The sequence below is a fragment of the Undibacterium sp. FT79W genome (assembly GCF_014284215.1).
GTDB lineage: Bacteria > Pseudomonadota > Gammaproteobacteria > Burkholderiales > Burkholderiaceae_D > Undibacterium > Undibacterium aquatile.
On the sequence record NZ_JACOGB010000006.1, the window covers coordinates 308,186 to 333,375 of the forward strand.

General features: G+C 47.1%; 21 protein-coding genes. 16 read left to right on the top strand and 5 right to left on the bottom strand.

Annotation, left to right across the window (positions count from 1 at the left end; genetic code table 11):
• Positions 1 to 60: 60 nt before the first annotated feature.
• Complete coding sequence (locus H8K38_RS12810; RefSeq protein ID WP_186885210.1) at positions 61 to 705, bottom strand: hypothetical protein; 645 nt, start codon at positions 703 to 705, stop codon at positions 61 to 63.
• Positions 706 to 991: 286 nt separating this feature from the next.
• Here H8K38_RS12810 and H8K38_RS12815 point away from each other — a divergent pair, with 286 nt between their 5' ends.
• Positions 992 to 3,358 carry an ATP-binding protein gene (locus H8K38_RS12815; protein ID WP_222610845.1) on the top strand — a complete coding sequence of 789 codons (2,367 nt, stop codon included), beginning with the start codon at positions 992 to 994 and terminating at the stop codon, positions 3,356 to 3,358.
• Positions 3,359 to 3,495: 137 nt separating this feature from the next.
• Complete coding sequence (locus tag H8K38_RS12820) at positions 3,496 to 5,730, top strand: TonB-dependent siderophore receptor (protein WP_186885212.1); 2,235 nt, start codon at positions 3,496 to 3,498, stop codon at positions 5,728 to 5,730.
• Positions 5,731 to 5,793: 63 nt separating this feature from the next.
• Here H8K38_RS12820 and H8K38_RS18490 read toward each other — a convergent pair whose 3' ends face one another.
• Positions 5,794 to 6,282: a pilin gene (locus H8K38_RS18490; RefSeq protein ID WP_186885213.1), complete on the bottom strand. Its 489-nt coding sequence runs from the start codon at positions 6,280 to 6,282 to the stop codon at positions 5,794 to 5,796.
• A 175-nt stretch (positions 6,283 to 6,457) separates the two neighbouring features.
• Between H8K38_RS18490 and pnuC the strand changes: the two genes are divergently transcribed.
• Together pnuC and H8K38_RS12835 are read left to right on the top strand one after the other, a co-directional pair.
• Positions 6,458 to 7,048 (top strand): nicotinamide riboside transporter PnuC, encoded by a 591-nt coding sequence (gene pnuC / locus H8K38_RS12830; protein WP_186885214.1) that lies wholly within the window; start codon positions 6,458 to 6,460, stop codon positions 7,046 to 7,048.
• Positions 7,036 to 7,572 carry an AAA family ATPase gene (locus tag H8K38_RS12835; protein ID WP_186885215.1) on the top strand — a complete coding sequence of 179 codons (537 nt, stop codon included), beginning with the start codon at positions 7,036 to 7,038 and terminating at the stop codon, positions 7,570 to 7,572. Before pnuC ends, H8K38_RS12835 begins: the two co-directional genes overlap by 13 nt.
• 71 nt (positions 7,573 to 7,643) lie before the next feature.
• On the opposite strand, the gene rpoD is transcribed toward H8K38_RS12835, so the two are convergent.
• Entirely contained in the window at positions 7,644 to 9,830 is a 2,187-nt protein-coding gene (gene rpoD, locus H8K38_RS12840; protein ID WP_370587098.1) for an RNA polymerase sigma factor RpoD, read from the bottom strand.
• Positions 9,831 to 11,005: 1,175 nt separating this feature from the next.
• On the opposite strand from rpoD, the gene H8K38_RS12845 reads away from it, so the two are divergent.
• From H8K38_RS12845 to H8K38_RS12870, 6 genes are all read left to right on the top strand, one after another.
• The gene (locus H8K38_RS12845; protein WP_186885216.1) at positions 11,006 to 11,731 is read left to right on the top strand and encodes a cytochrome c; all 726 of its coding nucleotides are present in this window, start codon (positions 11,006 to 11,008) and stop codon (positions 11,729 to 11,731) included.
• Between the two features lie 173 nt (positions 11,732 to 11,904).
• A complete protein-coding gene (locus tag H8K38_RS12850; protein WP_186885217.1) occupies positions 11,905 to 13,224 on the top strand; it encodes a cytochrome c in 1,320 nt (439 codons plus the stop codon).
• Positions 13,225 to 13,315: 91 nt separating this feature from the next.
• Positions 13,316 to 14,221 carry a hypothetical protein gene (locus H8K38_RS12855; RefSeq protein WP_186885218.1) on the top strand — a complete coding sequence of 302 codons (906 nt, stop codon included), beginning with the start codon at positions 13,316 to 13,318 and terminating at the stop codon, positions 14,219 to 14,221.
• A 248-nt stretch (positions 14,222 to 14,469) separates the two neighbouring features.
• A complete protein-coding gene (locus tag H8K38_RS12860; RefSeq protein ID WP_186885219.1) occupies positions 14,470 to 14,898 on the top strand; it encodes a hypothetical protein in 429 nt (142 codons plus the stop codon).
• Positions 14,899 to 15,091: 193 nt separating this feature from the next.
• The gene (locus H8K38_RS12865) at positions 15,092 to 15,853 is read left to right on the top strand and encodes a GNAT family N-acetyltransferase (protein WP_186885220.1); all 762 of its coding nucleotides are present in this window, start codon (positions 15,092 to 15,094) and stop codon (positions 15,851 to 15,853) included.
• A 26-nt stretch (positions 15,854 to 15,879) separates the two neighbouring features.
• A complete protein-coding gene (locus tag H8K38_RS12870; RefSeq protein WP_255422970.1) occupies positions 15,880 to 16,728 on the top strand; it encodes a UDP-2,3-diacylglucosamine diphosphatase in 849 nt (282 codons plus the stop codon).
• Between the two features lie 101 nt (positions 16,729 to 16,829).
• On the opposite strand, the gene H8K38_RS12875 is transcribed toward H8K38_RS12870, so the two are convergent.
• Both H8K38_RS12875 and ppk1 read right to left on the bottom strand, forming a co-directional pair.
• On the bottom strand, positions 16,830 to 17,309 hold the full coding sequence (locus H8K38_RS12875; RefSeq protein WP_186885222.1) for a histidine phosphatase family protein: 480 nt from the start codon (positions 17,307 to 17,309) through the stop codon (positions 16,830 to 16,832).
• On the bottom strand, positions 17,309 to 19,501 hold the full coding sequence (gene ppk1, locus H8K38_RS12880) for a polyphosphate kinase 1 (protein WP_186885223.1): 2,193 nt from the start codon (positions 19,499 to 19,501) through the stop codon (positions 17,309 to 17,311). Before ppk1 ends, H8K38_RS12875 begins: the two co-directional genes overlap by 1 nt.
• A 217-nt stretch (positions 19,502 to 19,718) precedes the next feature.
• On the opposite strand from ppk1, the gene pstS reads away from it, so the two are divergent.
• The 6 genes from pstS to phoB all read left to right on the top strand — a co-directional run bounded on the left by pstS (position 19,719) and on the right by phoB (position 25,054).
• Positions 19,719 to 20,762: a phosphate ABC transporter substrate-binding protein PstS gene (gene pstS, locus H8K38_RS12885; RefSeq protein ID WP_186885224.1), complete on the top strand. Its 1,044-nt coding sequence runs from the start codon at positions 19,719 to 19,721 to the stop codon at positions 20,760 to 20,762.
• A gap of 154 nt (positions 20,763 to 20,916) precedes the next feature.
• Positions 20,917 to 21,936, top strand: a complete 1,020-nt coding sequence (gene pstC, locus H8K38_RS12890) for a phosphate ABC transporter permease subunit PstC (protein ID WP_186885305.1) — start codon at positions 20,917 to 20,919, stop codon at positions 21,934 to 21,936.
• Positions 21,936 to 22,808, top strand: coding sequence for a phosphate ABC transporter permease PstA (gene pstA, locus H8K38_RS12895; protein ID WP_186885225.1), 873 nt, complete (start codon positions 21,936 to 21,938; stop codon positions 22,806 to 22,808). Before pstC ends, pstA begins: the two co-directional genes overlap by 1 nt.
• A 13-nt stretch (positions 22,809 to 22,821) precedes the next feature.
• Complete coding sequence (gene pstB / locus H8K38_RS12900) at positions 22,822 to 23,601, top strand: phosphate ABC transporter ATP-binding protein PstB (protein ID WP_186885226.1); 780 nt, start codon at positions 22,822 to 22,824, stop codon at positions 23,599 to 23,601.
• 38 nt (positions 23,602 to 23,639) lie between these two features.
• Positions 23,640 to 24,350 (top strand): phosphate signaling complex protein PhoU, encoded by a 711-nt coding sequence (gene phoU / locus H8K38_RS12905; protein WP_186885227.1) that lies wholly within the window; start codon positions 23,640 to 23,642, stop codon positions 24,348 to 24,350.
• Between the two features lie 17 nt (positions 24,351 to 24,367).
• The gene (phoB, locus tag H8K38_RS12910) at positions 24,368 to 25,054 is read left to right on the top strand and encodes a phosphate regulon transcriptional regulator PhoB (protein WP_186885228.1); all 687 of its coding nucleotides are present in this window, start codon (positions 24,368 to 24,370) and stop codon (positions 25,052 to 25,054) included.
• The last annotated feature ends 136 nt before the right edge of the window (positions 25,055 to 25,190 follow it).

The window sequence follows — 25,190 nt, forward strand, 5'->3', positions numbered from 1 at the left end:
GCTGAATGGCGGTTCATAAAAAATACCGTCAGCAGAGCGGTATTTTTACTATGAGCATGTTTAATTCGGTAATTGTTTCGACAGCGCCTTCGTATTCGTCAGCGTATCGTTCAACACAGAAATCAGAAGCGAACGGGTTAATTGTGATTTAGTCGTGTAGCCATCTATTGTAAACTGGCTGCTGACTTTTTCTTCAGGCGCATAGCCCGGTTGACCAGTGCGTAAGATAATCCGGATGTCATTTTTCCCTAATTTGCCACGAACAACTTTGACCAGTTCCAGTCCCGCATCCACTGTTTCCATGACGACATCGAGTAAGATCAGAGACAGGTCGTCATTCTGAACAATCAGTTCTTCTGCCTCTTTGGCAGAGTACGCATGCAGGAATTCCAGCGGACGACCATGAATACGAACACCATTTAACGCAAGTACGGTTGTTTCGTGAACGTTACTATCGTCGTCTGTAATCAGGATTTTCCATGGATGAACAGCAGTTCCCAGAGAAAAATTCGGTTCATCTTCTTCGAGAAAGTCGATGATGTCGTCTTGCGTCTCATCTGGCGACGAGGCATTTTTTCGACGGCAATAAGAAATAAAAAAATCAATATTGCATAGCGAGAGACGATCTTTCGTCTGTCTGTTGCCCATACCGTAATCGGTGCTTTCTTTTCGCAAGCCGGGCATGTGACTGTGTTGTTGTTCCATCAGTGCTCTCCCTGGTGCTTGAAAATATTCGTTTTCAGTTCTTATCTTATGTGAAGTGCCAATCTTTATCAATACTCTGATTGGCTGATGTTATTTGAGCCGAAACTTGTTGTAATAAGTCATTTATTTTTCTGATGTTGTTTGGCAAATGTTAGTATTCAACAGATTTAATACTGATTGAATGCAGGAATCATGACACGCTGCTGCGGTCATCGGGAAGCGAAAAATCCACCTTCTTGATTTGTATTAAAGGGGCGTGACGATTTCGGAGGATATTTAGTATTTTATGTTGCCGACAAACATGTTCTCCTTCAATGGCTTGTCAATCATTTTGTTTTTGTTGACGTCGCTGGCTCTGATTTTCCTGAAACCACCTTTTAAATTGCCACACCCCTTATCGCATTGGTGTGCAGCATATCTGTGTCTGGCTTGTGCTCAGGCACTGAGTTTCTCTCGCGTCTGGCCAGTGCTCACCATCGTACTTGAGAAAATTTTTCTATTCGGTTTTTCATTTCTTTTTTATCTTGGCCTGCGTACTTTTACGCAGAAAAAAAATGATCTGAAACCGCTCCTGATTGTATTTTTCTTTGCCAGTTACTGCCTTTTTTTCACGCATTTCTATCAGGCATCGCCATTGTTGGTATCACTGTCAGAAACGATTTTCCCTGTTTTGCTAATGTGTCTGTCAGCATTAACGGTACTGTCAATGCGCTTCCGCTTCGAGCAAGAGTATGGTCAGGGAAAGCACATCGCCTATTTGCTGTCTGGATTGTTATTTGCAGAGGCAATGTTGTTGCTCGGTTCTGTTTTTTATTCCGGACAGGCAGCAGAGCAGCTTGTTGTCGAGAATGTATTGCTTTGCATTCAGCTCGTATTAGCGTTTTCGACGATGGCGCTGATGTTGCGTCAATCAAACCAAGCTAGCAGCGGTCTCACAGGTTCGCAGCCTGAAACACAAAACCGTTTCAAAGAAGTGGCCGGATCTGAGGATCGTGTCGCTCTGTTTGAAACGGTATTTCAATTGGTTCCCGATACCGTAACAATTACCAGACTCGATACCGGTCAATATCTCGATGTGAATCGTAATTGGGAGCCAATGTCAGGGTATTCACGTGAGGAGGCCATTGGTCGTACCTCGACTGAATTGAATTTATGGGTCAATCCGGAACAAAGAAGAGAATTCGTCGTACGCGTTGCACATGAGGCAGAAGTAAGAAATGTGCAAGCGGCATTTCGCCACAAGGACGGGCGCATATTTCAGTGCCGTATTTCAGGTACGCGTTTCAGCTTAAACGGATGCGAATATCTGATGCTGACTTCACGCAATATTGATATGGAAATAGCGACAGAAAATGCGCGCCAGATAGCTGAGACAATGTTGCGGGAGAATGAAAAAAAATATACCACGCTGTTTCAGTTGTCGCCCCTGCCTTTGGGGTTAATTGATGTGAGTTCGCATCAAATGATGGAAGTCAATGACGCATGGTCGACGCAGTTTAAATTTGATCGTCGTCACGTCATCACAGATGTGCAGATGCGTGATTTTTGGGTGACTCCGGAGCAGCCTGATGCCGCTATCCGGTCTTTGTTGAATCATAAAGAGATAAATCAGATCGAAGTTGTGGTGAGAAACAGCGTTGGCGTTGATGTCATTTGCCTCATGTCGGCACGCTTGCTGAATATGAATTCAAAGACTGTATTTATTTTCTCTTTAATGGATGTGACGCGGCAATATCAGGTGGAAAAAGAAATTCGGGAGATGTCGGCAGAGTTAGAAATTCGCGTCAGGCAGAGGACTCAGAATCTGGAGGATGCGAATGCGGAATTGGCTTCCGTAGTGGAGTCATTGCGTCGGGCACAGGAAAAATTGATACGCTCAGAAAAAATGGCGGCGTTAGGCTCGTTAGTCGCAGGCATTGCGCATGAACTGAATACACCCTTAGGGAATAGTGTGACGGTCGCCAGTACCTTGCAAGATCAGACCATGGAGTTTTCACAGACGCTGACGAATGGGCAATTGAAGCGCTCGGCACTGAATCAGTACATTGAGGTAGCGACGCATGGAACTGAATTATTGATGCGGAATTTGAGTATTGCGCGCGACCTGATCGCCAGTTTCAAGCAGGTTGCCGTTGATCAATCCAGCAGTCAGCGCAGGGTTTTTGATCTTGCCACGGTACTCAATGAGATCATCGCGACGCTGTCTCCTATGTATAAAAAGGGACCGCACATTTTAAAAACGAATTTTGCTGAAAAAATCGAAATGGATAGTTACCCGGGGCCCTTAGGACAGATTCTGACTAATTTCGTGACAAATGCATTGATACACGCGTTTGACGGCAGAGATGATGGCGAAATGTCGGTGAATAGTCGCTTGCTGAATGAAAAACAGGTTGAGATTGTCTTTGCGGATAACGGCGTGGGTATTACCGAAGCGGACCAAAAGCGAGTTTTTGACCCATTTTTTACTACCAGACTCGGACAAGGCGGATCAGGCCTGGGTATGCACATTGTCTATAATCTCGTGACGGACGTCTTAGGGGGAGAAATTCGCCTGCAAAGCATACCTGGTGCCGGTACCAGTTTTACTTTATTGTTGCCTCTGGTCGCTCCTCACATATCACTTGAAAGTGATGTCATCGCAATCCAATAGAGTCAGTCTTCCGTTCTTATCAGTCCATCGGGCAAGGTTGCTGCTGGATTTTTCTTTCTGGTGAACTTTATTTATTGCTATTGGTCTGAGGGAGGCCATTTTTATTAATCGCTTCATCTTTTCATTCCCTTATTTCTATGCGTACACCTGGCTTTCCATTAAGTGTTATTGCTGTCTCTATTCTGCTTGGATTCAATACCATCGCCATTGCTCAGGAGAGTAAAAATGCGTCTTCTGAGTCTGACTCCTCTAAGCTGCCCAAAAAAGCACCAGTAAAAGCTTTGGATACACCGATGCAGAAGGTGGAAGTGCAGGGGGCCAAAAATTATGATGAACGTCGTCAGGACACTGCAACCAAGATCGTCGTGACACAGGAAGACATCGTTCGTTACGGCGATACTACGGTCGGTGACGTATTGAAGCGATTGCCGGGTATTACCATGGGCGGTGTGCAGGGGCGTGGTGGCGAGATCCGTATGCGTGGCCTGGGATCAGGTTATACGCAGATTATGCTAAACGGTGAGCCGAGTCCGCCGGGCTTTTCTCTGGATTCTATCTCGCCGGATCTGATTGAACGCATAGAGATTATCCGTGCCGCAACAGCAGAGCTAAGCACTCAGGCGATTGCGGGGGCAATCAACATTGTGCTGAAGCGCGCAGTGCAGACTGCACAGCGCGAGGTCAAGGTTGGCGCATCTGAAGACGGCGGTAAGTTTTCCGAGAATGTGAATCTGCAAATTTCAGATAAAGCAGGGCGCTATTCTTATTCTGTCTCCGGTAACTTCAATCATGGTCAATATGAACGGCCATCGACGATCGTTGAATCAGGGGCAGATGTTAGCGGCAAGCCGAATAAGCAAACCAGAACCGATCAGCTGGGCTGGGGGACATTTAATGGCATAGGCCTGTCACCGAGAGTCAATATCTCGTTGGCGAATGGTGATACGTTGACCAGCCAGAGCTTTGTGAATGCCAATCGCTTTGCCGGCTATACGAGCGAGACAAGCCTGCCATTACTCGAAAAATTACCGACCTATTTCAGTGATTTGCAGCGCATAGAATCTGATTTTGCGATGGTGCGTAGCGATCTTAATTGGATACATAAACTGGCTGACAGTGCCAAACTGGAAGTCAAATTCGGCCTGAATTTTAATCGCCGTAATTCAGATGTTGGCTTGCTGGGGTATGGTAAGGAAAAGAATCAGATATTGGACAGGAAAAGCACGTCTGACGCATCAGATAAAGGCTTTACCTCGACGGGTAAGTATTCAGCGCCGTTCGTAGAAGACCATGCCTTTGTTTTTGGTTGGGATGGCGCTTACAGCAAGCGTAATGAGCATCGCCTGCAGACGGATATCGTTGCTCCTGGCAGCAATCTGATTGCTTTGCCGCTCAATGAAACTTATGACGCAGACGTGACACGCGTCGCTTTGTTTGCGCAGGATGAATGGAATGTGACTAAGCAATGGTCCGTCTATGCCGGTTTGCGCTGGGAGGCAATTGAAACACGTAATCAGGGAACGGGCTATGATGAAGTCACCAATAAGTCGAGTGTGCTGAGTCCGATATTACAGACGCTCTGGAAGATTCCCGGTAGTAAAAATGATCAGGTACGTCTTGGTCTGACACGTACTTACAAGGCACCAAGCAGCGGGCAGCTAATTCCTCGTCGCTACCAGTCGAATAATAATAGCGAGACGAGTCCTGACAGCATTGGTAACCCGAATCTGAAACCTGAGCTGGCATGGGGTATTGACGCGGCATTTGAACATTATCTTGCAGATGGTGGAACGCTGAGCGCCAGCGTTTATGTGAGAAAAATTGACGATATCATCCGTACTAAACTGGATCAGATCAACGGCATCTGGTTTACTTCGCCAGCCAATGATGGTCAGGCAACGACAAAAGGGATAGAGTTGGATGGGAAATTTCCGTTGCGTTCAATCATGAGTGATGCGCCAGCGATCGATTTTCGTGCCAATCTCTCGTTGAACTGGTCCGATTTGAAAACGGTACCGGGACCGAATAATCGACTGGATTCACAAACACCAGTCAGTGCAAATATCGGGATGGATTACAAATTATCGAAAGTTCCCCTGACCATCGGTGGCAATGCCAGTTATCAGAGTGGCGGTTTAGTACGGATATCTGCTGAACAAACCACGTATTCTGTTCCGAAACGGGTGTTGGATTTGTACGCACTGTGGAAATTTGATCCTAAGACCAATTTAAGAATTTCAGTGGCGAATTTGCTGCATCAGGATAATGTCTCATCCAACACCGTGGTTAACCAGTTGAATGGAACATCTCAGCAAATTCGTTACACCCCAACCACGGTGGCTGTCAGGGCGATGCTGGAACATAAATTCTGAGGGCGCTAAAGACCTGAATTTGCTTTTGTGAATAAAAGCGCCGGCGTTATCAGTCGGCGTTTTTTATTTTGCTTTACTACGGCAAATGAAGGGCAGGTACTGGGTCGGCAGCGTTGTTTTATCTGCGCCTTTAATTGTCATTTTGTCCGGTGCCTGCGCATTAGCGCAGACCCAGGTTACAGGGACAACATGCGCATCTTCAACGACGGCCGGGCGTAAAGAAAGCACTTTGCCTTTTATCGAATTACTGGCGCGATTACCGAAGGTAATATGAACGACACCTTCTTCCACGCTGACGTCGCTGACGAAATTATTGACGATTTTGTCGGAAGAGGGTAATCCTGCAGCAGCATTGTCAGTCGGGAATTTCTGCCCTGCGAGCCAGGCCATTTCTACCGGCTTCTTCGCCACATCAGCCAACGGCATCGCCGCTTCGATTTGTTCGCGGATGACTTTGTATAAATACGATGGGGCAGCCATCGCAGCAAGTATGCCGATGATCGCAATAACTGCCAGAATTTCTAATAGAGTGAAGCCAGATTGTTTTTTCATATTGCACGAAGACGACGGGGAATTTTCAGCAATATAAAGGAAAAACGCAGACTCGCGTAACGAATTCATGTGCGGCATCGGTTTTTTCCTGTTTTCAACTGATCTGCATGACACAATTTTTCCTATCGTTGATAATGCGTGCACTCTTTAATTGCACTGATTTTTGCGCCTGCTTATGAATGATACCGTTCAATTTTTCGGTTTTACGACGACCTTGCTCGAATTACTGTCGTTTATTTTGTCGGTGGTAACCGTTGCGCTGAACATTCGCCAGATACACTGGGCCTGGTTATTCTCGATATTGTCTTCCGGTCTGTATGCCAGCGTATTTTTTGATGCGCGGTTATATGGCGATATGGGACTGCAATGGGTCTTTATTATCGTTTCTGTGTGGGGCTGGTTTCTGTGGTGGCGAGGCATTGATGGAAGTAGCCGGTTGCCGGTATCTGCACTCGGCTTTCGCGAGAGGGGGCTTGCCGTCATCGCATGGGGTCTGGGATTTGCGGCGTTGGCATGGTTTTTAAAGAGTTATACCGATACTGATGTTCCTCTGGCGGATGGCTTTCTGACCGCTGGCAGCTTGCTTGGGCAGGTTTTGTTGTCCAGAAAAAAAATTGAAAACTGGCTTATCTGGATTGTTGTTGATGTCCTGTATGTCGGTTTGTATGTATATAAAAACCTGATGCTGACCGCGGCCTTGTATGCGGTGTTTGTCGTCATGGCGATCATGGGGCTACGCGCCTGGAGTAAAACATGTCAGCAGTAAAGTCGAATACACAGCGTATCGCAATTTTAGGTGCAGAATCATCCGGTAAGTCTGCGCTTGCAGAGGCGCTTGCGCAGCGCTATCAGACCGTATGGGTACCCGAGTATTTGCGTGAATTTGTCGAAACGCAACAGCGTGTTCCGCGTGAAAGTGAGCAAGTGATGATTGCACGCACGCAGCTAGAGCGCGAGGATGCAATGGCGCCGAAGGCGAATGAATGGTTATTTTGCGATACCACACCATTGATGACTGCAATTTATAGCGACTATTATTTTTCTTCAGCTGGTGATGAGCTGATGGCGTTGGCAGATCAGCATCATTATGACTTCACCGTGGTGACGGCACCTGATCTGCCTTGGGTTGCAGATGGCCTGCAAAGAGAGTCGCCTGCAGTGCGACAGGCAATTCATGAGCGCGTGTTGGAGGAGCTTGAAGAGCGTGAAATTCCTCATTTACTGATAGAGGGAAGTCTTGCACAGCGAGTAGAACAGGTAGAGTTTGCCTTAACATTTCTGATGACATAAAAAATGCCGCTGAGACCAGCGGCATTTTTCTGTGTGATGCAAACAGCATCGGCATCGAAGCTTGATTCTGCTTACTGATTTTCCATCAGGCCTTTCAGATGATCAGCTTTACCCGGATGGCGTAATTTCTTCATTGCTTTCGCTTCGATCTGACGTATCCGTTCGCGCGTCACTTCAAATTGTTTACCTACCTCTTCTAAGGTAAATTCGCTCGCGGTTTCAAGACCGAAACGCATGCGCAATACTTTCGCTTCGCGCGGGCTTAATGAGTCGAGTGCTTCTTTCAGTTTTTGCTGAACCGAGGCTTGCATCGCGGCAGCCATCGGCGACATTGTCATACTGTCTTCAATGAAATCACCGAGCTGCGAGTCACCATCATCACCGATAGGCACATCCAGAGAAACTGGTTCTTTTGCGATCTTCAGAATTTCGCGTACTTTCACTTCCGGTAAGCCCATTTTTTCGGCAATCGCGGCTGGCTCAGGCTCGAGACCACTTGCCTGCAGGAGTTGGCGCTTGACGCGGTTCATCTTGTTGATGGTTTCTATCATGTGTACCGGCACGCGTATCGTACGCGCCTGATCCGCGATAGCGCGGGCAATCGCCTGACGTATCCACCATGTTGCGTAGGTAGAGAATTTATAGCCGCGACGGTATTCGAATTTATCTACTGCTTTCAGCAGGCCGATATTACCTTCCTGAATCAGATCCAGGAATTGTAAGCCACGGTTCACATATTTTTTTGCAATGGAGATCACCAGACGCAAGTTCGCTTCCGTCATCGCGCGCTTTGCTTCGCTGGAACGTTTTTCACCGGCGATCATTTGCTTATTGATGTCGCGCAAAGCACTTAACGGCAGCTCAACACGTTCTTCCAGCTGGATGAATTTCTGTTGTAGTTCCCGTGCCGCGTGAATCTGGCGTGACAGGACTGCAGCATAAGGCTGAACCGATTGCATTTCATGTTCCAGCCACGCCGTATTGGTTGCATGTGTGCGCAGCATATCCACGAAATAGGCGCGTGGCATGCCGCATTTATTCACTAATAGTTCCAGCATTTGCTTTTCAGTGTTGCGCAAATCTTTCATTTGTTTGCGCAAAGTATCGCAAAGCTTTTCTGCCGTCTTTACCGTGAAACGCATGCCTTGCAATTCGCGGGAAATCGCTTGTTGTGCGGCCACGTAGGCGGTTGAGCCGTAGCCATCTTTGGCTCGTGCAGCTTGCATGTCATCAAAACGCTTAGCGACAACCGCAAACTTTTGCAGCGACCCTGCCTTTAACTGTTGTAATTGTTCATCACTGATGCCGCCGACGTTATCGCTGACAGCGTCATCGTCGTCGTCAACCTCATCCGTGTCGTCGCCATCACTTAGCAATAATGCCGACACATCATTTTCTTCAGGATTGAGCAGACCATCAATGATGTCATCAATGCGTACTTCATCTTTTTCAATTTTTTCTGCGATCAGCAGAATTTCCCTGATCGTACCAGGACATGCGGAGATCGCTTGTACCATGTCTTTCAGGCCGTCTTCTATGCGTTTGGCGATTTCGATTTCACCAGTTCTGGTCAGCAGTTCGACGCCACCCATTTCACGCATATACATGCGCACAGGGTCGGTCGTGCGACCGAAATCAGAGTCAACAGTAGCCAGTGCCGCCGCTGCAACGGATTCAGCTTCGTCATCGCTGACGACAATTGTGACGTTATCGGTCAGCAACATCATTTCAGCATCGGGCGCTTTATCGTACACCGCAATGCCCATGTCATTGAGCGTGCTGATAACGTCCTGAATCATTTCCGGGTCAGCGACTTCTTCCGGCAAGTGATCGTTAATTTCAGCATGGGTCAGATACGAACGGTCTTTGCCGAGGCGGATTAACTTTGTTAATTGCTTGCGATATTGTTCCAGTTGCTCTTCATTGAGAGCGCCGCTTGATTTTTTACTTTTTGCTCTGGCTGCCCGTTTCAGTTCTGCAGATTCAGCGGCATTCAGTGCTTGTATTTCGTCGTTTTCAAACTGAAATTCCGATGGTTTCCGACCACGTTTTGCAGGTTCCTTGCTACCGGATAAGACATAGTTTGACGTATCGATATTGCTGAACGCGGCTGCTGTATTCGCTACCGGCTCTGACTTAACCGGAGTTGCAACGGTCGTTGTGGCTTTTGCCTGAACCGGAGTGGTCGACACTGGCGTCACATGTGTTGACAGCGCTGGTGCTCGCGGCGCGTCTGCAAATACAGGTTTATCAGCAATGCTGGCAGTGCGCAACGAAGCACTGACTGGGGCAGCAACTGGAGCTACTGGTTTCAGTGTTGTGACGGGTGCTGCCGGTGCAAATTTACCTGAGCCTATGCGTGCTTCGCGTTTTACCGTCGTCGGTGCCGGTTTCGCGCCAAGTTGATCTGACAGAAGTAATTTTTTTGCGACTTTGGGTTCTGTTTTGCGGATAACGGCGGCACGCGGCTTTGCAATGTCTGCGCCGGATAAAGTTTGCAATCCCGCTTTCAGATCAGCGCGAATTTCTGTTTTTACTTCTGGCTTTGCAGGCACTTCAGCTGTTTGCTCGGCGTGTGCTTCTGCGTTGTCAGTGGGCGGCAGTGTTTCTGCCGCGATGCTGGAGCTATCGACGACTACCAGTTCGGTTTCATCAAAAGGCATACTGCTCATTGCTTCGATGTCTTCCGCTGTTAACGCTTTTGCCGGAGCAATGATCGCTTCAGCCATGACGGGCTGCATGCGTGAACGGCGTTTCGTCACGACCATGACGGGTGCTGCTGGTGTGCTAATTTGAGATTCTTCCATTTTTTCCGCTGTTGGCGTTGCCGGCGTTTCTGCGTTGGATGGCGCAGCTGCCGCAGCACGATTCAGCTGCAGGGTTTTTTTACCCAGAGTGAGTGTGGCGCCAGTTTTTTGAGCGGGAATAGTTGAGTCAGTTAAGCTGGTTTTCATGTAACAAAGTCGAGTGCGACAACAAAGTCTTGTCAATAGTGTATGGCGATGGCAATGGTGATAATCTGTTGGTCGTCTGCACTGACGATCAACGGTATCACGGATGAAAAAGCCCGCTGGTAAAAGCGGGCTACGCTGGTGAAAGCGATTCAATCATTTTTTGCTCAAACTGGTTCTCGGAAAGAGACGCGAGGGCGAGATTATCCTCGGCTTGGCACCGCTTGACAAGTTTTGTATGCGTTTCCTGAAAATAAAAATGAGGTGCGCATTGTAGCGTTTAATTCGCGCCTCATGGGAGAACCTTGTGTTTAAAGGCTTTGCGGGCGGACGAGTAAAATCGGAATGGAAAAATTATGCATATTTTTTAATTAATACCGATAATAGATGGAGATAGAACCGCGCAGTGCTTGAGCTGAAATGAGATGTCGCAGGCATTCGGCTTTTATAAAAAAGATGGCTAATTTATTCTGAGACGCACCATGCTCAATCATCGTAATTTTTTTAACTGTATTTTGCTGGCGGGGGGAATATTTGCTTTGCCTTCGCTGGCGCAGAATATTCCCGATACGCTGGCGCAGCGTTTGAAAGCATGCACCTCATGTCATGGGGTGCAGGGCAGGGCGGCGAGCGATGGCTATTACCCTCGCCTCGCCGGAAAACCAGAAGGATACTTATTGCATCAGCTGAAAAACTTCAGGGATGGTCAACGCCGGTATCCACTGATGAATTCTCTGCTCAGTAACTTAAGTGATGCCTATCTTCAGGAAATTGCGGCTTTCTTTGCTGATCAGCACCCCCCTTATGCGTCTCCACAGCCAACTGAGGCTAGCCTGGCAATATTGGCGCGTGGGCGTGAGCTGGTGATGGAGGGGGATCAGCAGAAAAAATTACCGGCATGTATCTCTTGTCACGGCGAAAAAATGACCGGAGTTGCTCCTTTTATTCCGGGCGTACTCGGCTTGCCAAGAGACTATATTGTTGCTCAGCTGGGTGCCTGGCAGACCGGCAGTCGGCGCGCGCATGCGCCTGACTGTATGCGGCAGGTCGCGCAAAGGCTGGCACCTGCGGATATTGCTGCCGTATCCGCCTGGCTGGCCTCACAAATGGTGCCGGACAACGGGATTGCTGTCAGCGCTAAGGATATCCCTCGCTTTCGCTTACCTCTGCAATGCGGCAGCGTTTCTGAGGATAAGCAAATTAAATAGATAACAGAACCTGGTTATCTGGGCTTGTGGATTTTGATGGCTATCGGTCTGGCTGTTTCATACATCATTGAAATGACGTAAGTAAAGTTTTGCCACTTTGAATATCATAAGATGCGACAAGCTGATCGGAAAATGATGAATGCGATGCGAGTTGTTCTGGAGACGACCTCTGTATGAAGAAAATGCTTATCCGTTTTTTTGTTGTCGTTCTATTCCTGCTGACGGGTATCAGTGAGTACGCTTACTTTGTCGGTTACAGGGTTGATGGGAATGCGTCTTTGGTGTCTGTCGCTACGTCGACCGACAGGGCGCTACTCATCCGTCGCGGTGAGTATCTGACAAGGGCGGGTAACTGTTTTGGGTGCCATACGGTCAAGGGCGGTGCTGCCTACGCTGGCGGCAGGATATTGCGTTCGGAATATGGTAATTTTGTTTCACCAAACATTACCCCGGATAGTCTCACCGGTATTGGGAGCTGGACTTTCAATGACTTCTGGCTTGCCTTGCATTTTGGTAAGGCAAAGGACGGGCGGCTCTTATATCCTGCTTTCCCGTATCCTAATTACTCTCAGATAAGCAGAGCGGATGCAGAGGCGATGTTTGCCTTTCTGAAGACGATACCAGCGATCTCTCAGAAAAATCCGGATCATGAATTACGCTTTCCTTATAACCAGCGGCGTTTGCTGGCATTCTGGCGTGCCATGTATTTCAAACCTGCAGTATTTGCAGAAGACAAAACAAAATCTCCTGAGTGGAATCGAGGCGCATATCTGGTAAAGGGTTTGGAACATTGCAGTGCGTGTCATAGTCAGCGTAATGTTTTCGGTGCGAATGATGGGGTAAGTGATTTTTCTGGCGGGGAACTTCCGCAGAGTCATTGGTATGCGCCGTCCTTGTTGCACACCAATGAAGCGCACTTGCAGAACTGGACGCAAAATGAGGCCGCGACTTTACTCAAAACGGGCGTTAACCACAAATCTGTCATGAGCGGGCCGATGGCAGAAGTGGTCTTTGATAGCCTGCAATATCTGACCGATGCTGATATCAGCGCAATGATCACCTATTTACAGGCCATTCCAGTAACGAAAGCGGATAGCGTCAGTGCGCTTGATCAGGCGTTGAGCGAGCCTGATCGCAATGAACAAACGAAAAAGCAAATGATGCAGCAAGGCGCTGTGCTGTATAAAACGCATTGCATGGATTGCCACGGTACTCAGGGCGAAGGATTTGTCTCTGTATACCCGGCTCTCAAAGGGAATCCTGGCTTGCAGATGAATTCAATTGCTAATCCTTTGCGGATAATACTCGCAGGAGGTTTTGCTCCTGCAACTCAATTAAATCCCCGACCTTACAGCATGCCACCATTTGGACCTGTATTAAGTGACGGCGAGGTTGCTATCTTGCTTAGCTACATCAGAAACAGCTGGGGGAACAAAGCTGCATTCGTGACTGCTGCAGAGGTCAATCATTACAGAACTGTGCCGATGGATTGACGTATGCCAAGCACCTTATCAACCTTAATATCTGGCGATGTAAAAAAATGAATCTTGTATCTTCGCCTGCAACCTTGACAGAAAAATGAGTATGCGGCGTTCATTGTTTACCCCGGCAATAGTGGTGATCGTGGCGACCAGCTTCAGCCCCTGTCTGCACGCGGAAAGCGCTGATCAGGTCGGCGTAATGCGTTCCAGTGCTAGCGGTAAGGAAATCAGACTTGATACAACGCTGAATGCACGTCAGATTGTCAGTGCGATTCCGGCAGAATTTCTGCGCGAACGCTTTGAAGCCAATGATACGAAAGGCCGTACCATTGTATATATGGCTTTCACCGAAGGTGATATCGGCGGTTTGATTTTTGTCGAAAATAAACTGACTGCACAAGTGTCAAAACAAGATGCGATGGCATTTTACAGTTGCCGAGGTTATGCAACTGCGGTGCAGCATCATTGGGCCAAGGATGCTGATATCTGGACAGAAACCTTGTTGGACGCCAGTGTTCCGATAAGCGACGTTGATCTGCACTTCACCGGTAAATCTGGTTTGCGTAGCATTGTTGAAGTAGTCAATGATCCTACGCTGTCGCAGGTCAGTTCTCTGGTCGATATGGGGACGAACCCTTTGAGTATTTTTAGAAAACTGAGTTCTGCCTGGGATTCTTCGGTTGACCGGGATCATTTCCAAAAAACCTTGTTACGTTTAAAGAATGTGCTGACTGGCGCAAGTGAAGCTGAGGTTGCAGAGATTATCAAGCCAGAAGACGTGTCATTTGTGAGTGGTGGATTGGTGATGGCTTATCCACGATTTTCTTTGGAATATTTTGTCAGTAACGGTGTTGTGAAGGTGGTTCAGCAACCATCTTTTTATCATCTGTCCAGAACTCAGGCGGCTTTGTTTTATGCGCCGAATGTCAGATGGGAGTTGTGTACACCATCAGAATGGCGGAATGCCATGCCCGAGGTGATCATGCCGGATAGCCCTACGAAGAAATAGCCAGACAACTCCAGAAGAATTCTCTTTTTCAGCCTGAATCTGCATTCTCAATAAATAAAAATTGGCCTGATATCGACAGAATTGATTTAACGCAGTTGATTGTGGTGATCGATTAAAAAGAATAGGGCGGATGTATGCTTTGTTGCGTATTGGTAATGCCCTTGTCATGTCTTGAAGTTATTCTTTACCTTTGTTGTTTAACGATATATTGTTTATATTATTTCTAAGTTTTTTAATTGGGGGCTGAAATGGCTACGGTTACACCTAAAAAAGTAGTAAGTACTCCGCGAACGTCTGTTACTAAGAAAGTCCCGGTACAAAAGGTCGCTGCTGCGTCAACAGCAAAGAAAACGGTGGGTGTAAAAACAGTCGCCAAAGTGGAAGCTGCAGTAACACCATCGGCAAGAAAACCATCAACCGCGAAATCGCTTCCGCAGTCGGAAGAAAAGTTGAAAAAGCCGAAATTGGTACGTGACAGCTTTACCATGCCTGAAGCGGAATATGCCGTGCTTGGTCAGGTAAAAAAAGCTTGCCTGAAGGCTGGTATCGAAGTCAAAAAGAGTCAGTTATTGAGAATAGGCCTGGTTTTGCTCAATAACACAGATATTCCCAATCTCAGAAAACTAATCAACGATTTATCTCCGCTCAAGGCTGGACGCCCTAAAAAAGAGAAGTAATTTCTGCTCCAGGCAGACGATTTTCCCTTCGTTCTGACTTATTGCGGCGCTGAAGACCGTTTCTGGATCTTCAGCGCCGTTGTATTTTTGTCTGTCATAAAACCGACATCTAACTGTCATCTTGTTGAAGTAATCGTCCTCTATTCTTCGTTCGTCGAATGAATGACATCTTGAGACTACACAAGGACGAGGAATGCGATTACTCACGATACCAGCGGATGCTAATCCCAGTTTTTCTAAACTCAATCTGAGTTTGGCGACGACCGCAGAAGAGGTCAAAGAAGTTCAACGTTTGCGTTATAAGGTGTTCATAGAAAGTATGGGCCTGTCGGCGCTGTCCAATCCTGAGGGGCTGGATAAAGATGAGTTCGACACCTATTGTGATCACCTGATTGTTCGTGACAGCAAGACGCTGAAAGTCGTCGGTACCTACAGAATTCTTGGCCCAAATGCTGCGCGCGAGATGGGACGTTATTACTCTGAGACTGAATTTGATTTATCCCGGTTACAGAATATTCGCGGTAGTGTTGCCGAAGCCGGACGTGCCTGTATCCATCCTGATTATCGCAGTGGTGCCGTCATTATGCTGCTGTGGGCTGGCCTGGCCGCTTACATGCGTCGTGAACGTTGTTCGCATCTGATTGGCTGCGCCAGTATCAGTCTGACTGATGGTGGTCAAAATGCTGCGGCAATTTATCGTAGTTTATCGGCGAGTGATTTTTGTCCACTGGAATATCGTGTGACACCACACGTACCTTTTCCCTTAGACGAAATCGATACCAGCAATGTTGTCGCCAGAATTCCTCCTTTGCTCAAAGGGTATCTGCGAGCCGGCGCTTGGGTGTGTGGAGACCCCGCCTGGGATCCTGATTTCCATAGTGCGGATTTGTTTGTGATGCTGCCATTGTCTAATCTGGATAATCGCTATGCACGTCATTACGGCACTGAGGAGTAAGCAGATTGAAGCCCGCTGACCAGTTCCTGAATAAGAAATTACATCATACGAAAAAGCGTGATATCACGCATTTCCGGACGATATGGATTTCAGATCTGCATTTGGGAACCAGCGGCTGCCAGGCTGCAAAACTGTTGGAATTTTTAAAAGCGACAGAATCGGAAACACTCTATCTGGTTGGCGATATTATCGACGGCTGGCAGCTCAAACGGCGCTGGTATTGGGATCAGACGCACAATAATGTAGTACAGACAGTATTGAAAAAAGCGCGCAAGGGTACAAATGTCATTTTTGTTCCCGGGAATCATGACGAATCGATCCGCCAGTTCATCGACCTGGATTTTGGCGGTATCAAAGTGCGCGACGAACTGGTGCATACAACCGCAAACGGTAAACGTATGCTGGTATTGCATGGTGACAGATTTGATGGTGTGATCGCCTGCGCCAAATGGCTAGCCTATGTTGGGGATAGTTTGTACACCGTGATTTTGAAATTCAATCAGGTGTTTAATAACTGGCGCGCCAGAGCCGGATTGCCATATTGGTCGCTGTCGCAATACCTGAAATTAAAGGTAAAAAATGCGGTCAGTTATATCACTCAGTTTGAAGATGCGCTGGCCGAAGAGGCGCGTAGAAACGGGGTTGATGGCATTATTTGCGGGCATATTCACAAACCAGAAATACGTGATATCGGCGGCATCCTGTATTGCAATGACGGTGACTGGGTTGAGAGCTTATCTGCGTTAGTCGAAGATGCAAAAGGTGAATTACGTCTGATCACCTGGCATGACGTGATGCATCCGACTGATAATGATGTGGCTGACAATATCGCTGATATTCAACTTGATGTCAGCGCAACGAGCGTCACGGTTTGATTTTTGCGAAGCCCGGCCTTGCTGATCGCTCCTGGACTTTATAGCTGCGAGCTGGGTTCTACTGGAAATGACCGGAAATGTTATTTCCTTCGTAATTGCCGTTATCTGACAACCAGATCAGGTGACATCACCGCTTTAAGATAGGTTGTTACCTCTTCCGCCTCGCGTTGTTTCTGCGATAGCCACCATACATTTCCTTTTCGTATGCTGTATCCCTGCGAGACGTGACCGAGTAAGTGTCCGGCGACCTGTCCCAGGCATGGCTGATGACCTACAATGACGACCGGCTCGCGGTTATTTGGCCAGTTGGCAATCCGTAGAATGTCTTGCGCTGATGCCTGTGGTCCCAGTTCAGGAACAATTTTGACTTTTCTGCCGCAAGCAACAAGGGCATCGGCAGTATCTCTGGTGCGTATCGTCGGGCTGACAAGAATACGGCATGTTTCAGGCAGCGTACTATCCAGCCAGTACGCTATTTTGCCAGCCTGTTTAACCCCTTTGCCTGTCAGCTTTCTGAATTCATCTGCTATTTCTTCGGTTGCCGGTTCAGCTTCCGCATGGCGCCAGAGTATTAAATCCATTATTCGTCTTCCGAAGCTGACAATGATCCAAGTTGTTGCATCAGATATTGTTGTGCACAGAAGCTGGCCTGTTTGCTACGCGCTTTTTTGCGTTCATATTGACCATCAGAGCCAAGTACCCAAGCGTTGACATTGTCTTTCAAATAGGGATCCAGCCCTTCAGAAATGATGCGTTTCTTGAGGGATTTCTCCAATACCGGAAAAGCAACTTCGATCCGTCGGAATAAATTGCGATTCATCCAATCGGCGCTGGCGAGATGCACGTCATGTGCGAGGTCGTTGCGGAAATAATAAATCCGGCTATGTTCGAGAAAACGACCAATGACCGAGCGGACACGTATGTTTTCTGATAAGCCGGGTACGCCGGGACGCAAGGCACATGCACCACGGATAATCAGATCAATTTTTACGCCATCCGCAGACGCTGCGTACAGAGCGCGAATCACCGATTCATCCAATAACGCATTCATTTTTGCAATAATGCGACCTGGCCGGCCTTCACGTGCAATACGAGCCTCGTTACGAATGGCTTTGATGATTTGCGGTTGCAATGCAAATGGCGCCAGCCACAGGTATTCCAGTTTTTTGGGCTTGGTCAGACCTGTCAGGTGAATGAAGACTTCGTTCACCTCCGCCGCGATACCGGGATGAGCTGTCAGCAGGCCAAAATCTGTATAGAAACGGGTAGTCGATGGATGGTAATTGCCTGTTCCTAAGTGGGCATAATGTCTGAGAACGCCCGCTTCTTCACGCCGTATCACCAATGCAAGCTTTGCGTGTGTTTTTAATCCCACTACGCCATAGACGACTTGTGCGCCGGCACGTTGCAGTTTATCTGCCCAGTTGATGTTGGCTTCTTCGTCAAAACGCGCCATTAACTCGACGATGACGGTGACTTCCTTACCTAAGCGGGCAGCGGTAATCAGTGACTCCATCAGATCAGAGTTCATGCCGGTGCGGTAAATGGTTTGCTTGATCGCAACCACGTTTGGATCCAGCGACGCTGAGCGGATAAAGTCGATGACGGTCTGGAACGGCTGAAACGGATGGTGCAGCAAGATATCTTGCTTGCGTAACAAGGTGAAGATATCGGTGTGTGAATATTTGCCGATCGCTTTTGCCGAGAAAGGCGGAAAGCGCAGACTCGGTTGTTTAACATGATCGACAATTTCGCTGAGGCGCACCATATTGACGGGGCCATCTACGGGATACAGTCTGTCCTGATCGAGAGAAAATTGTTCCAATAAGAAGCGCGACAAATCTTCTGGACAGTTCTTTGCGACCTCCAGCCGTACTGCGGCTCCGAATTGTCTTGTTTGTAATTCGCCTTGCAATGCCTGACGCAGGTTTTTTACCTCTTCCTCGTCAACCCACAAATCGCTGTCGCGGGTGACGCGGAATTGCGAATAATTGATGACATCTCTGCCATTAAATAAATCTGCAATGTGAGAGTGAATCACAGATGAAAGTAAGCAAAAAGACTGACCGTCTACTGATAACTCATCTGGAAGTTTAATGATGCGGGGTAAAACCCGGGGTGCTTTAACAATCGCGATTGCAGTGCCGCGACCAAACGCGTCTTTTCCTGCCAGCGATACGATGAAATTAAGACTCTTATTAACGACTTGCGGGAAAGGATGTGCAGGGTCCAAACCGATTGGCGTCAGTAAAGGCCGCACCTCTCGTTCAAAATAAGATTTAACCCAGGCTCTTTGTGCGTCATTCCGCTCAGAGTGACGCAGCAGATGCACCCCTTTTTTGGATAGCTGCGGCAGAATTTCCTGATTCAGCAGTTCATATTGACGTTCAGTTAACTGGTGACATTCAGAGCTGATCCGTTTCAGTGTTGACAGAAAAGCAGGGTGCTGAACCAGCTCTCCGTCAATTGTATTCTGTGCCAATAGACTGGCGACCCTGACTTCAAAGAATTCATCTAAGTTACTGCCAACAATACATAAATACTTAAGCCGCTCAAGTAATGGAATGCTTTTGTCTTCAGCCTGAGCCAGCACACGCCAGTTAAATGCGATCTGCGACATTTCCCGGTCAAGAAAAATGGCGGCTCTGGAAGGTTCTGTGGAACTTGCTTTACTCGAACTGGTGCCTCTGGCCTGCTTTACACCCTGGGCGGCATCTTTAGGCGTGTCGCCTAAGCTATCCTCTTTGGCGTCACTGTCAGTTGCGGAGTTCATTACATCTTGATTCGGCATATGTGTTTGCGTGTCATAAAGACTGTCATATATATGTAACTCACTATTTTAGTGATGTGGTGTGACAAGTTTATGACAAAAAATCATTATGAAATTAAATATTTCAGGGTTGTTTTGGTAAGTCATTATCTTGTCATAATTCGATTGTAAAGTCCGTCTCGTAGTAACGAATACCTGTTATTTAACCTTAGAGGTGAACATGCAAATCAATCGTGTCATTAAATCCCTGGTCGCAGCAGTTGGTGTGGCTGCTACATTCTCTGTTGCTCACGCAGCTGATATTACTGGTGCTGGCGCTACATTTCCTTACCCAATTTACGCAAAATGGGCTGAAGCTTACAAAAAAGCTACTGGCAACGGTCTGAATTATCAGTCCATCGGTTCCGGTGGCGGTATCAAGCAAATCAAGGCGAAAACTGTTGATTTCGGTGCTTCTGATATGCCTTTGAAAATCGAAGAGTTGGATGCTGAAGGGTTGATGCAGTTTCCTGCGATTATCGGTGGTGTTGTTCCTGTCGTGAATATCGAAGGTATCGCTCCAGGTAAATTGAAGATGACCGGGGATCTTCTCGCAGGCATCTACATGGGTAAGATTACTAAATGGAATGCAGCGGAAATCGTCGCGATTAACCCAGGCGTAAAATTGCCAGCGGAAGATATTACTGTTGTTCATCGCTCTGATGGTTCTGGTACCACATTCTTGTGGACAGATTTCCTGAGTAAAGTGAATGCAGAGTTTAAAACAGCAGTGGGCTCTTCTACTGCGGTTAAATGGCCTGTAGGCTTGGGCGGTAAAGGCAATGAAGGCGTTGCTGCCAACGTTCAACGTATTAAAAACTCAATCGGTTACGTTGAGTATGCCTACGTTAAAAAGAACAAAATGACTTACACCACATTGAAAAATGCGGATGGACAGTTTGCTGAACCTGATGATGAAAACTTCAAAGCAGCGGCTGCTGGCGCTGATTGGAATAAAGCGCCTGGCATGTATCTGGTATTGACAAATCAACCAGGTAAAATCACATGGCCTATCACTGGTGCATCCTTCATTCTGATGCACAAAACTCAGGCTGATTCTGCAAAGGGTAAGGAAGTTCTGAAATTTTTCGACTGGTCATTTAAAAATGGCGGTGCAATGGCTGCTGAATTGGAATACGTTTCTTTGCCAGCACCGGTTGTTAAGTTGATTGAAGAAAGCTGGAAAGCAAAAATCAAAGACGCGTCTGCAAAAGCGATTTGGTAATTGAAGTAATAAATGAAGTAAATGCGAAGTAAATACGGTTCACTGATTCGATTGATGAATTAGCAGAGCTATTTTAAGTGAGGCGATTCAGGCGTGTCCTGAGTCGCCTTTCGGTGGAAAGACACCTATGCCTACACCAACGTTTTCCGTCAATATGACAGCACCATCATCAAGCCAGAATATATCGAACGCTGAGAACACTCAGCCCGCACAACTGAGTGCCGCAAGAATGGCGGCAGTGATGCGTCGTCAACGCTGGCAAGATTTTTTCTTTCACAAGCTGACTCTGAGTTTCGCAGCGCTTGTTTTAGTTGTACTACTGGGTATTATTGCCTCGTTATTCCTGCGCGCGATTCCTGCGATGCAAGAATTTGGTTTTGCATTCATTACCACAATAGAGTGGGACCCGGTGAATGATAAATACGGCGGTCTGATCGCGATCGTCGGAACGCTCGCTACTTCTGTAATTGCTTTGCTGATTGCTTTTCCCGTCAGTTTTGGCATTGCCCTGTTTCTTACTGAAATTTGCCCGGCTTGGCTGAAGCGTCCGCTGGGAACTTCCATCGAGCTTTTGGCGGGGGTGCCGAGCATTATTTACGGCATGTGGGGTTTGTTTGTTTTTGCTCCGTTATTTTCCGAATATATCCAACCGGCTCTGGCCTCTACACTGGGTAAATTGCCAGTGATAGGCGTTTTGTTTTCTGGTCCTATGATAGGGCTGGGCATTTTATCGGCGGGTGTGATTCTCGCGATTATGATTATTCCTTTCATTTCTTCCGTGATGCGGGATGTTTTTGAAGTCGTGCCACCAGTGCTGAAAGAGTCGGCGTACGGTCTGGGATGTACTAAGTGGGAAGTTGTCAGAAAAATTGTTTTGCCATACACAAAAATCGGCGTTGTTGGTGGTGTTATGTTGGGCCTGGGGCGTGCATTGGGTGAGACGATGGCGGTGACCTTTCTGATTGGTAACGCACATAAACTGTCTTGGTCCTTATTTGCTGCGGGTAATAGTATTGCCTCCACGCTTGCGAACGAATTCGCGGAAGCTGAAACAGTTTTGCATACATCATCTTTATTCCTGTTAGGTTTAATTTTATTTGTGATCACCTTCATAGTGTTATCTGCCGCTAAATTGATGTTGCTCGGTTTGAGCAGAAAAGAAGGTACAAAATAATGGATATTTCTAAAGCTCAGGCAGCGCAAAATCCAGTGTATCGCCGCCGTTTGCTGGTACACCGGCTTGGTATCGCCTTATCCTCAATTGCGATGGTGTTTGGCGTATTTTTTCTGATGTGGATCCTCTTTACCTTGTTAATTAAAGGGTTTTCTGCGATTAATCTTGCCATGTTTGTTGAATCAACGCCGGCTCCGGGCAGTGATGGCGGTGGTTTGATGAATGCGATCGTCGGTAGTTTTCTGATGGTTGGTTCCGCAACATTGATTTCTACTCCGGTCGGGATTCTGGCGGGCATTTATCTTGCTGAATACGGCGATAAGAGCTGGTTCGGCGGTATCACCCGGTTTGTGACGGACATTATGTTGTCCGCACCTTCCATCGTGATCGGCTTGTTTGTATATGCCATTTATGTGGCTAACGTCAAACATTTTTCCGGTTGGGCAGGCAGCGTGGCGATTTCATTAATTGCGATTCCTGTCGTTGTCCGTACTACCGATAATATGTTGGGGCTGGTTCCTGCAAGTCTGCGCGAAGCTGCATTTGCATTGGGTGCACCTCGCTGGAAAGTTGCACTGCTGGTGAGATTGCGCGCAGTCAAAGCCGGTGTGGTGACAGGTATTTTGCTTGCTGTGGCCAGGATTTCCGGTGAGACAGCACCTTTGCTTTTCACCGCATTGAACAACCAGTTTTTCAGTGCCAACATGAATAGTCCGATGGCAAATCTTCCTGTCGTCATTTATTCGTATGCGATGAGTCCTTACGATAACTGGCGTGAACTGGCATGGGGCGGTGCATTACTGATTACCTTCAGTGTTCTGCTTCTGAATATTTTGTCGCGTACCTTGTTTAACCAAAAAACACAGCATTAATTCGAGCATCGATATGACTACTACTCCAGCAAATACACAGAAAAAAGCGATCGAGATCGACGGGCTGAATTTTTTCTACGGTACTACCCGTAGCCTGCGCGATATCAAATTGAATATTTTCGATAAAAAAGTCACTGCTTTTATTGGTCCTTCAGGTTGTGGTAAATCAACCTTGTTGCGCACCTTAAATCGTATGTACGATTTATATCCTGGCCAACGTGCAGAAGGTAAGATTATTTACAACGGCAAAAATATTCTCGATGCCGATCAGGATATTAATTTACTACGTGCCAAAGTCGGTATGGTATTTCAGAAGCCGACGCCTTTCCCTATGTCCGTTTATGACAACATCGCATTCGGTGTGCGTTTGTATGAAAATCTTTCTAAGGGCGAGATGGATGAGCGCGTTGAATGGGCTCTGAAAAAAGCGGCGATCTGGACTGAAGTCAAAGATAAACTGAATAAAAGTGGCTTAAGTCTGTCTGGCGGTCAGCAACAGCGCCTCTGTATCGCTCGCGGTGTGTCAGTGAAGCCGGATGTGCTTTTGCTGGATGAGCCAACTTCTGCGCTGGATCCGATTTCGACCGTAAAAATCGAAGAGCTGATTAATGAATTGAAAGAGGAATACACGATCGCCATCGTTACGCATAACATGCAACAGGCGGCACGTTGTTCCGACTATACCGCCTATATGTATCTTGGTGAGTTGGTCGAGTTTGGCGAGACGGATCATATTTTCATGAATCCGGTCAAAAAAGAAACACAAGACTACATTACCGGTCGTTTCGGTTAATTATATTTATCGCGATTACAAGAATTCAGGAGAAACCTGTGACAGGCGAACACTCTTCAAAACAATACGACAGTGATCTGGAAACGATACGTTCCAAGGTCTTGTTGATGGGCGGTTTGGTAGAAAGCCATTTCCATGATGCGATGTCCTGTTTTCGTACAGGCAATGCAGAACAGGCTGAAATCGTCATTCAGTCTGATCTGGAAGTGAACCGGTTAGAGGTTGCACTCGATGACATGTGCAGCCAGTTGATTGTGAAACGTCAGCCAGCCGCAAATGATTTGCGTACAGTTGTCGCGACCGGGAAAGTGATTACCGACCTTGAGCGTATTGGTGATGAGTCAACCAAAATTGCCCGTATTGCGAAAGAAGGTCAACTCAATCGGCGCAGCATCCCTATGTTTAACGGCCATGACACCGTTCGTGTATTGGCCGCCAGCGTTGCCGATATGTTGCACCAGGCATTGGATGTTTTTGCCCGGCTCGATGGTGAACGAGCCGTTCAGTTGATTGCCCAGGACGAAATTATTGACAATGATTTCCGCTCCATTATGCGTAATTTGATTACCTTTATGATGGAAGATCCGAGTACGATTTCTTCAGCGCTCGACACCTTATGGGTCGCAAAAGCGATAGAACGAATAGCTGATCACGCGAAAAATATTGCCGAATATACGGTTTACATTGTTGAAGGCAAAGATATCCGTCATTCGGATTATGTCGCTGTCAAACAAGATCAGAAACACTAAAAAATCAAATACAGATAATGGCTGCTGATACCACAATATTAATTGTCGAAGACGAACCAGCGATTGTTGAATTAGTCAGTTTTACCCTGCGTGCTGCAGGTTGGAATACTTTCGCCGTCAATAATACTGCTGAGGCGTGGGATTTTATTCAACGTCGCACTCCGCAGTTGATTCTGCTCGACTGGATGCTGCCTGACCAGAGCGGATTACGATTGCTTTCCAAAATTCGCTCTGACCGCCAGTTTAATGAAATTCCCGTCATTATGCTGACCGCGAAAAGTATGGAGGAAGATAAAATTGCTGGTTTGGATCATGGCGCAGATGATTACATCACAAAGCCATTTTCTCCTCGTGAATTGACTGCGCGGATGAAGGCTTTACTCCGCCGCAAGAGTCCTGAACACGCACAGACCGCATTGGCGGCAGGTAATGTCGTACTTGATCCGATTAGCTGTACCGTCAAAATTGATGATCAGAAGGTCGATATTGGTCATGCAGAATATAAATTACTGAAGTTTTTCATGGCACACCCCGAGCGCGTTTTTTCACGTAGCCAATTGCTTGATAAAGTATGGGGTGATCACGTCGTGATTGAGGAGCGTACCGTTGACGTGCACGTTCTGCGTCTGCGTAAAGTCTTGAAATCTGCAGAGTCGCTGATTAAAACAGTGCGTAGCGTTGGTTATATGCTGTCCGAAAAGTAATGGGCTCTCGTTGTGGGCAGCCAGACTGAAATATGAAAAACAACCACATTCAACATAGTATGAGTGTGGTTGTTTTTTTATATTTGAAAGTAGTGTTATCAGTATCGGTACTTGTTTTGATCGGCATTGAATATTG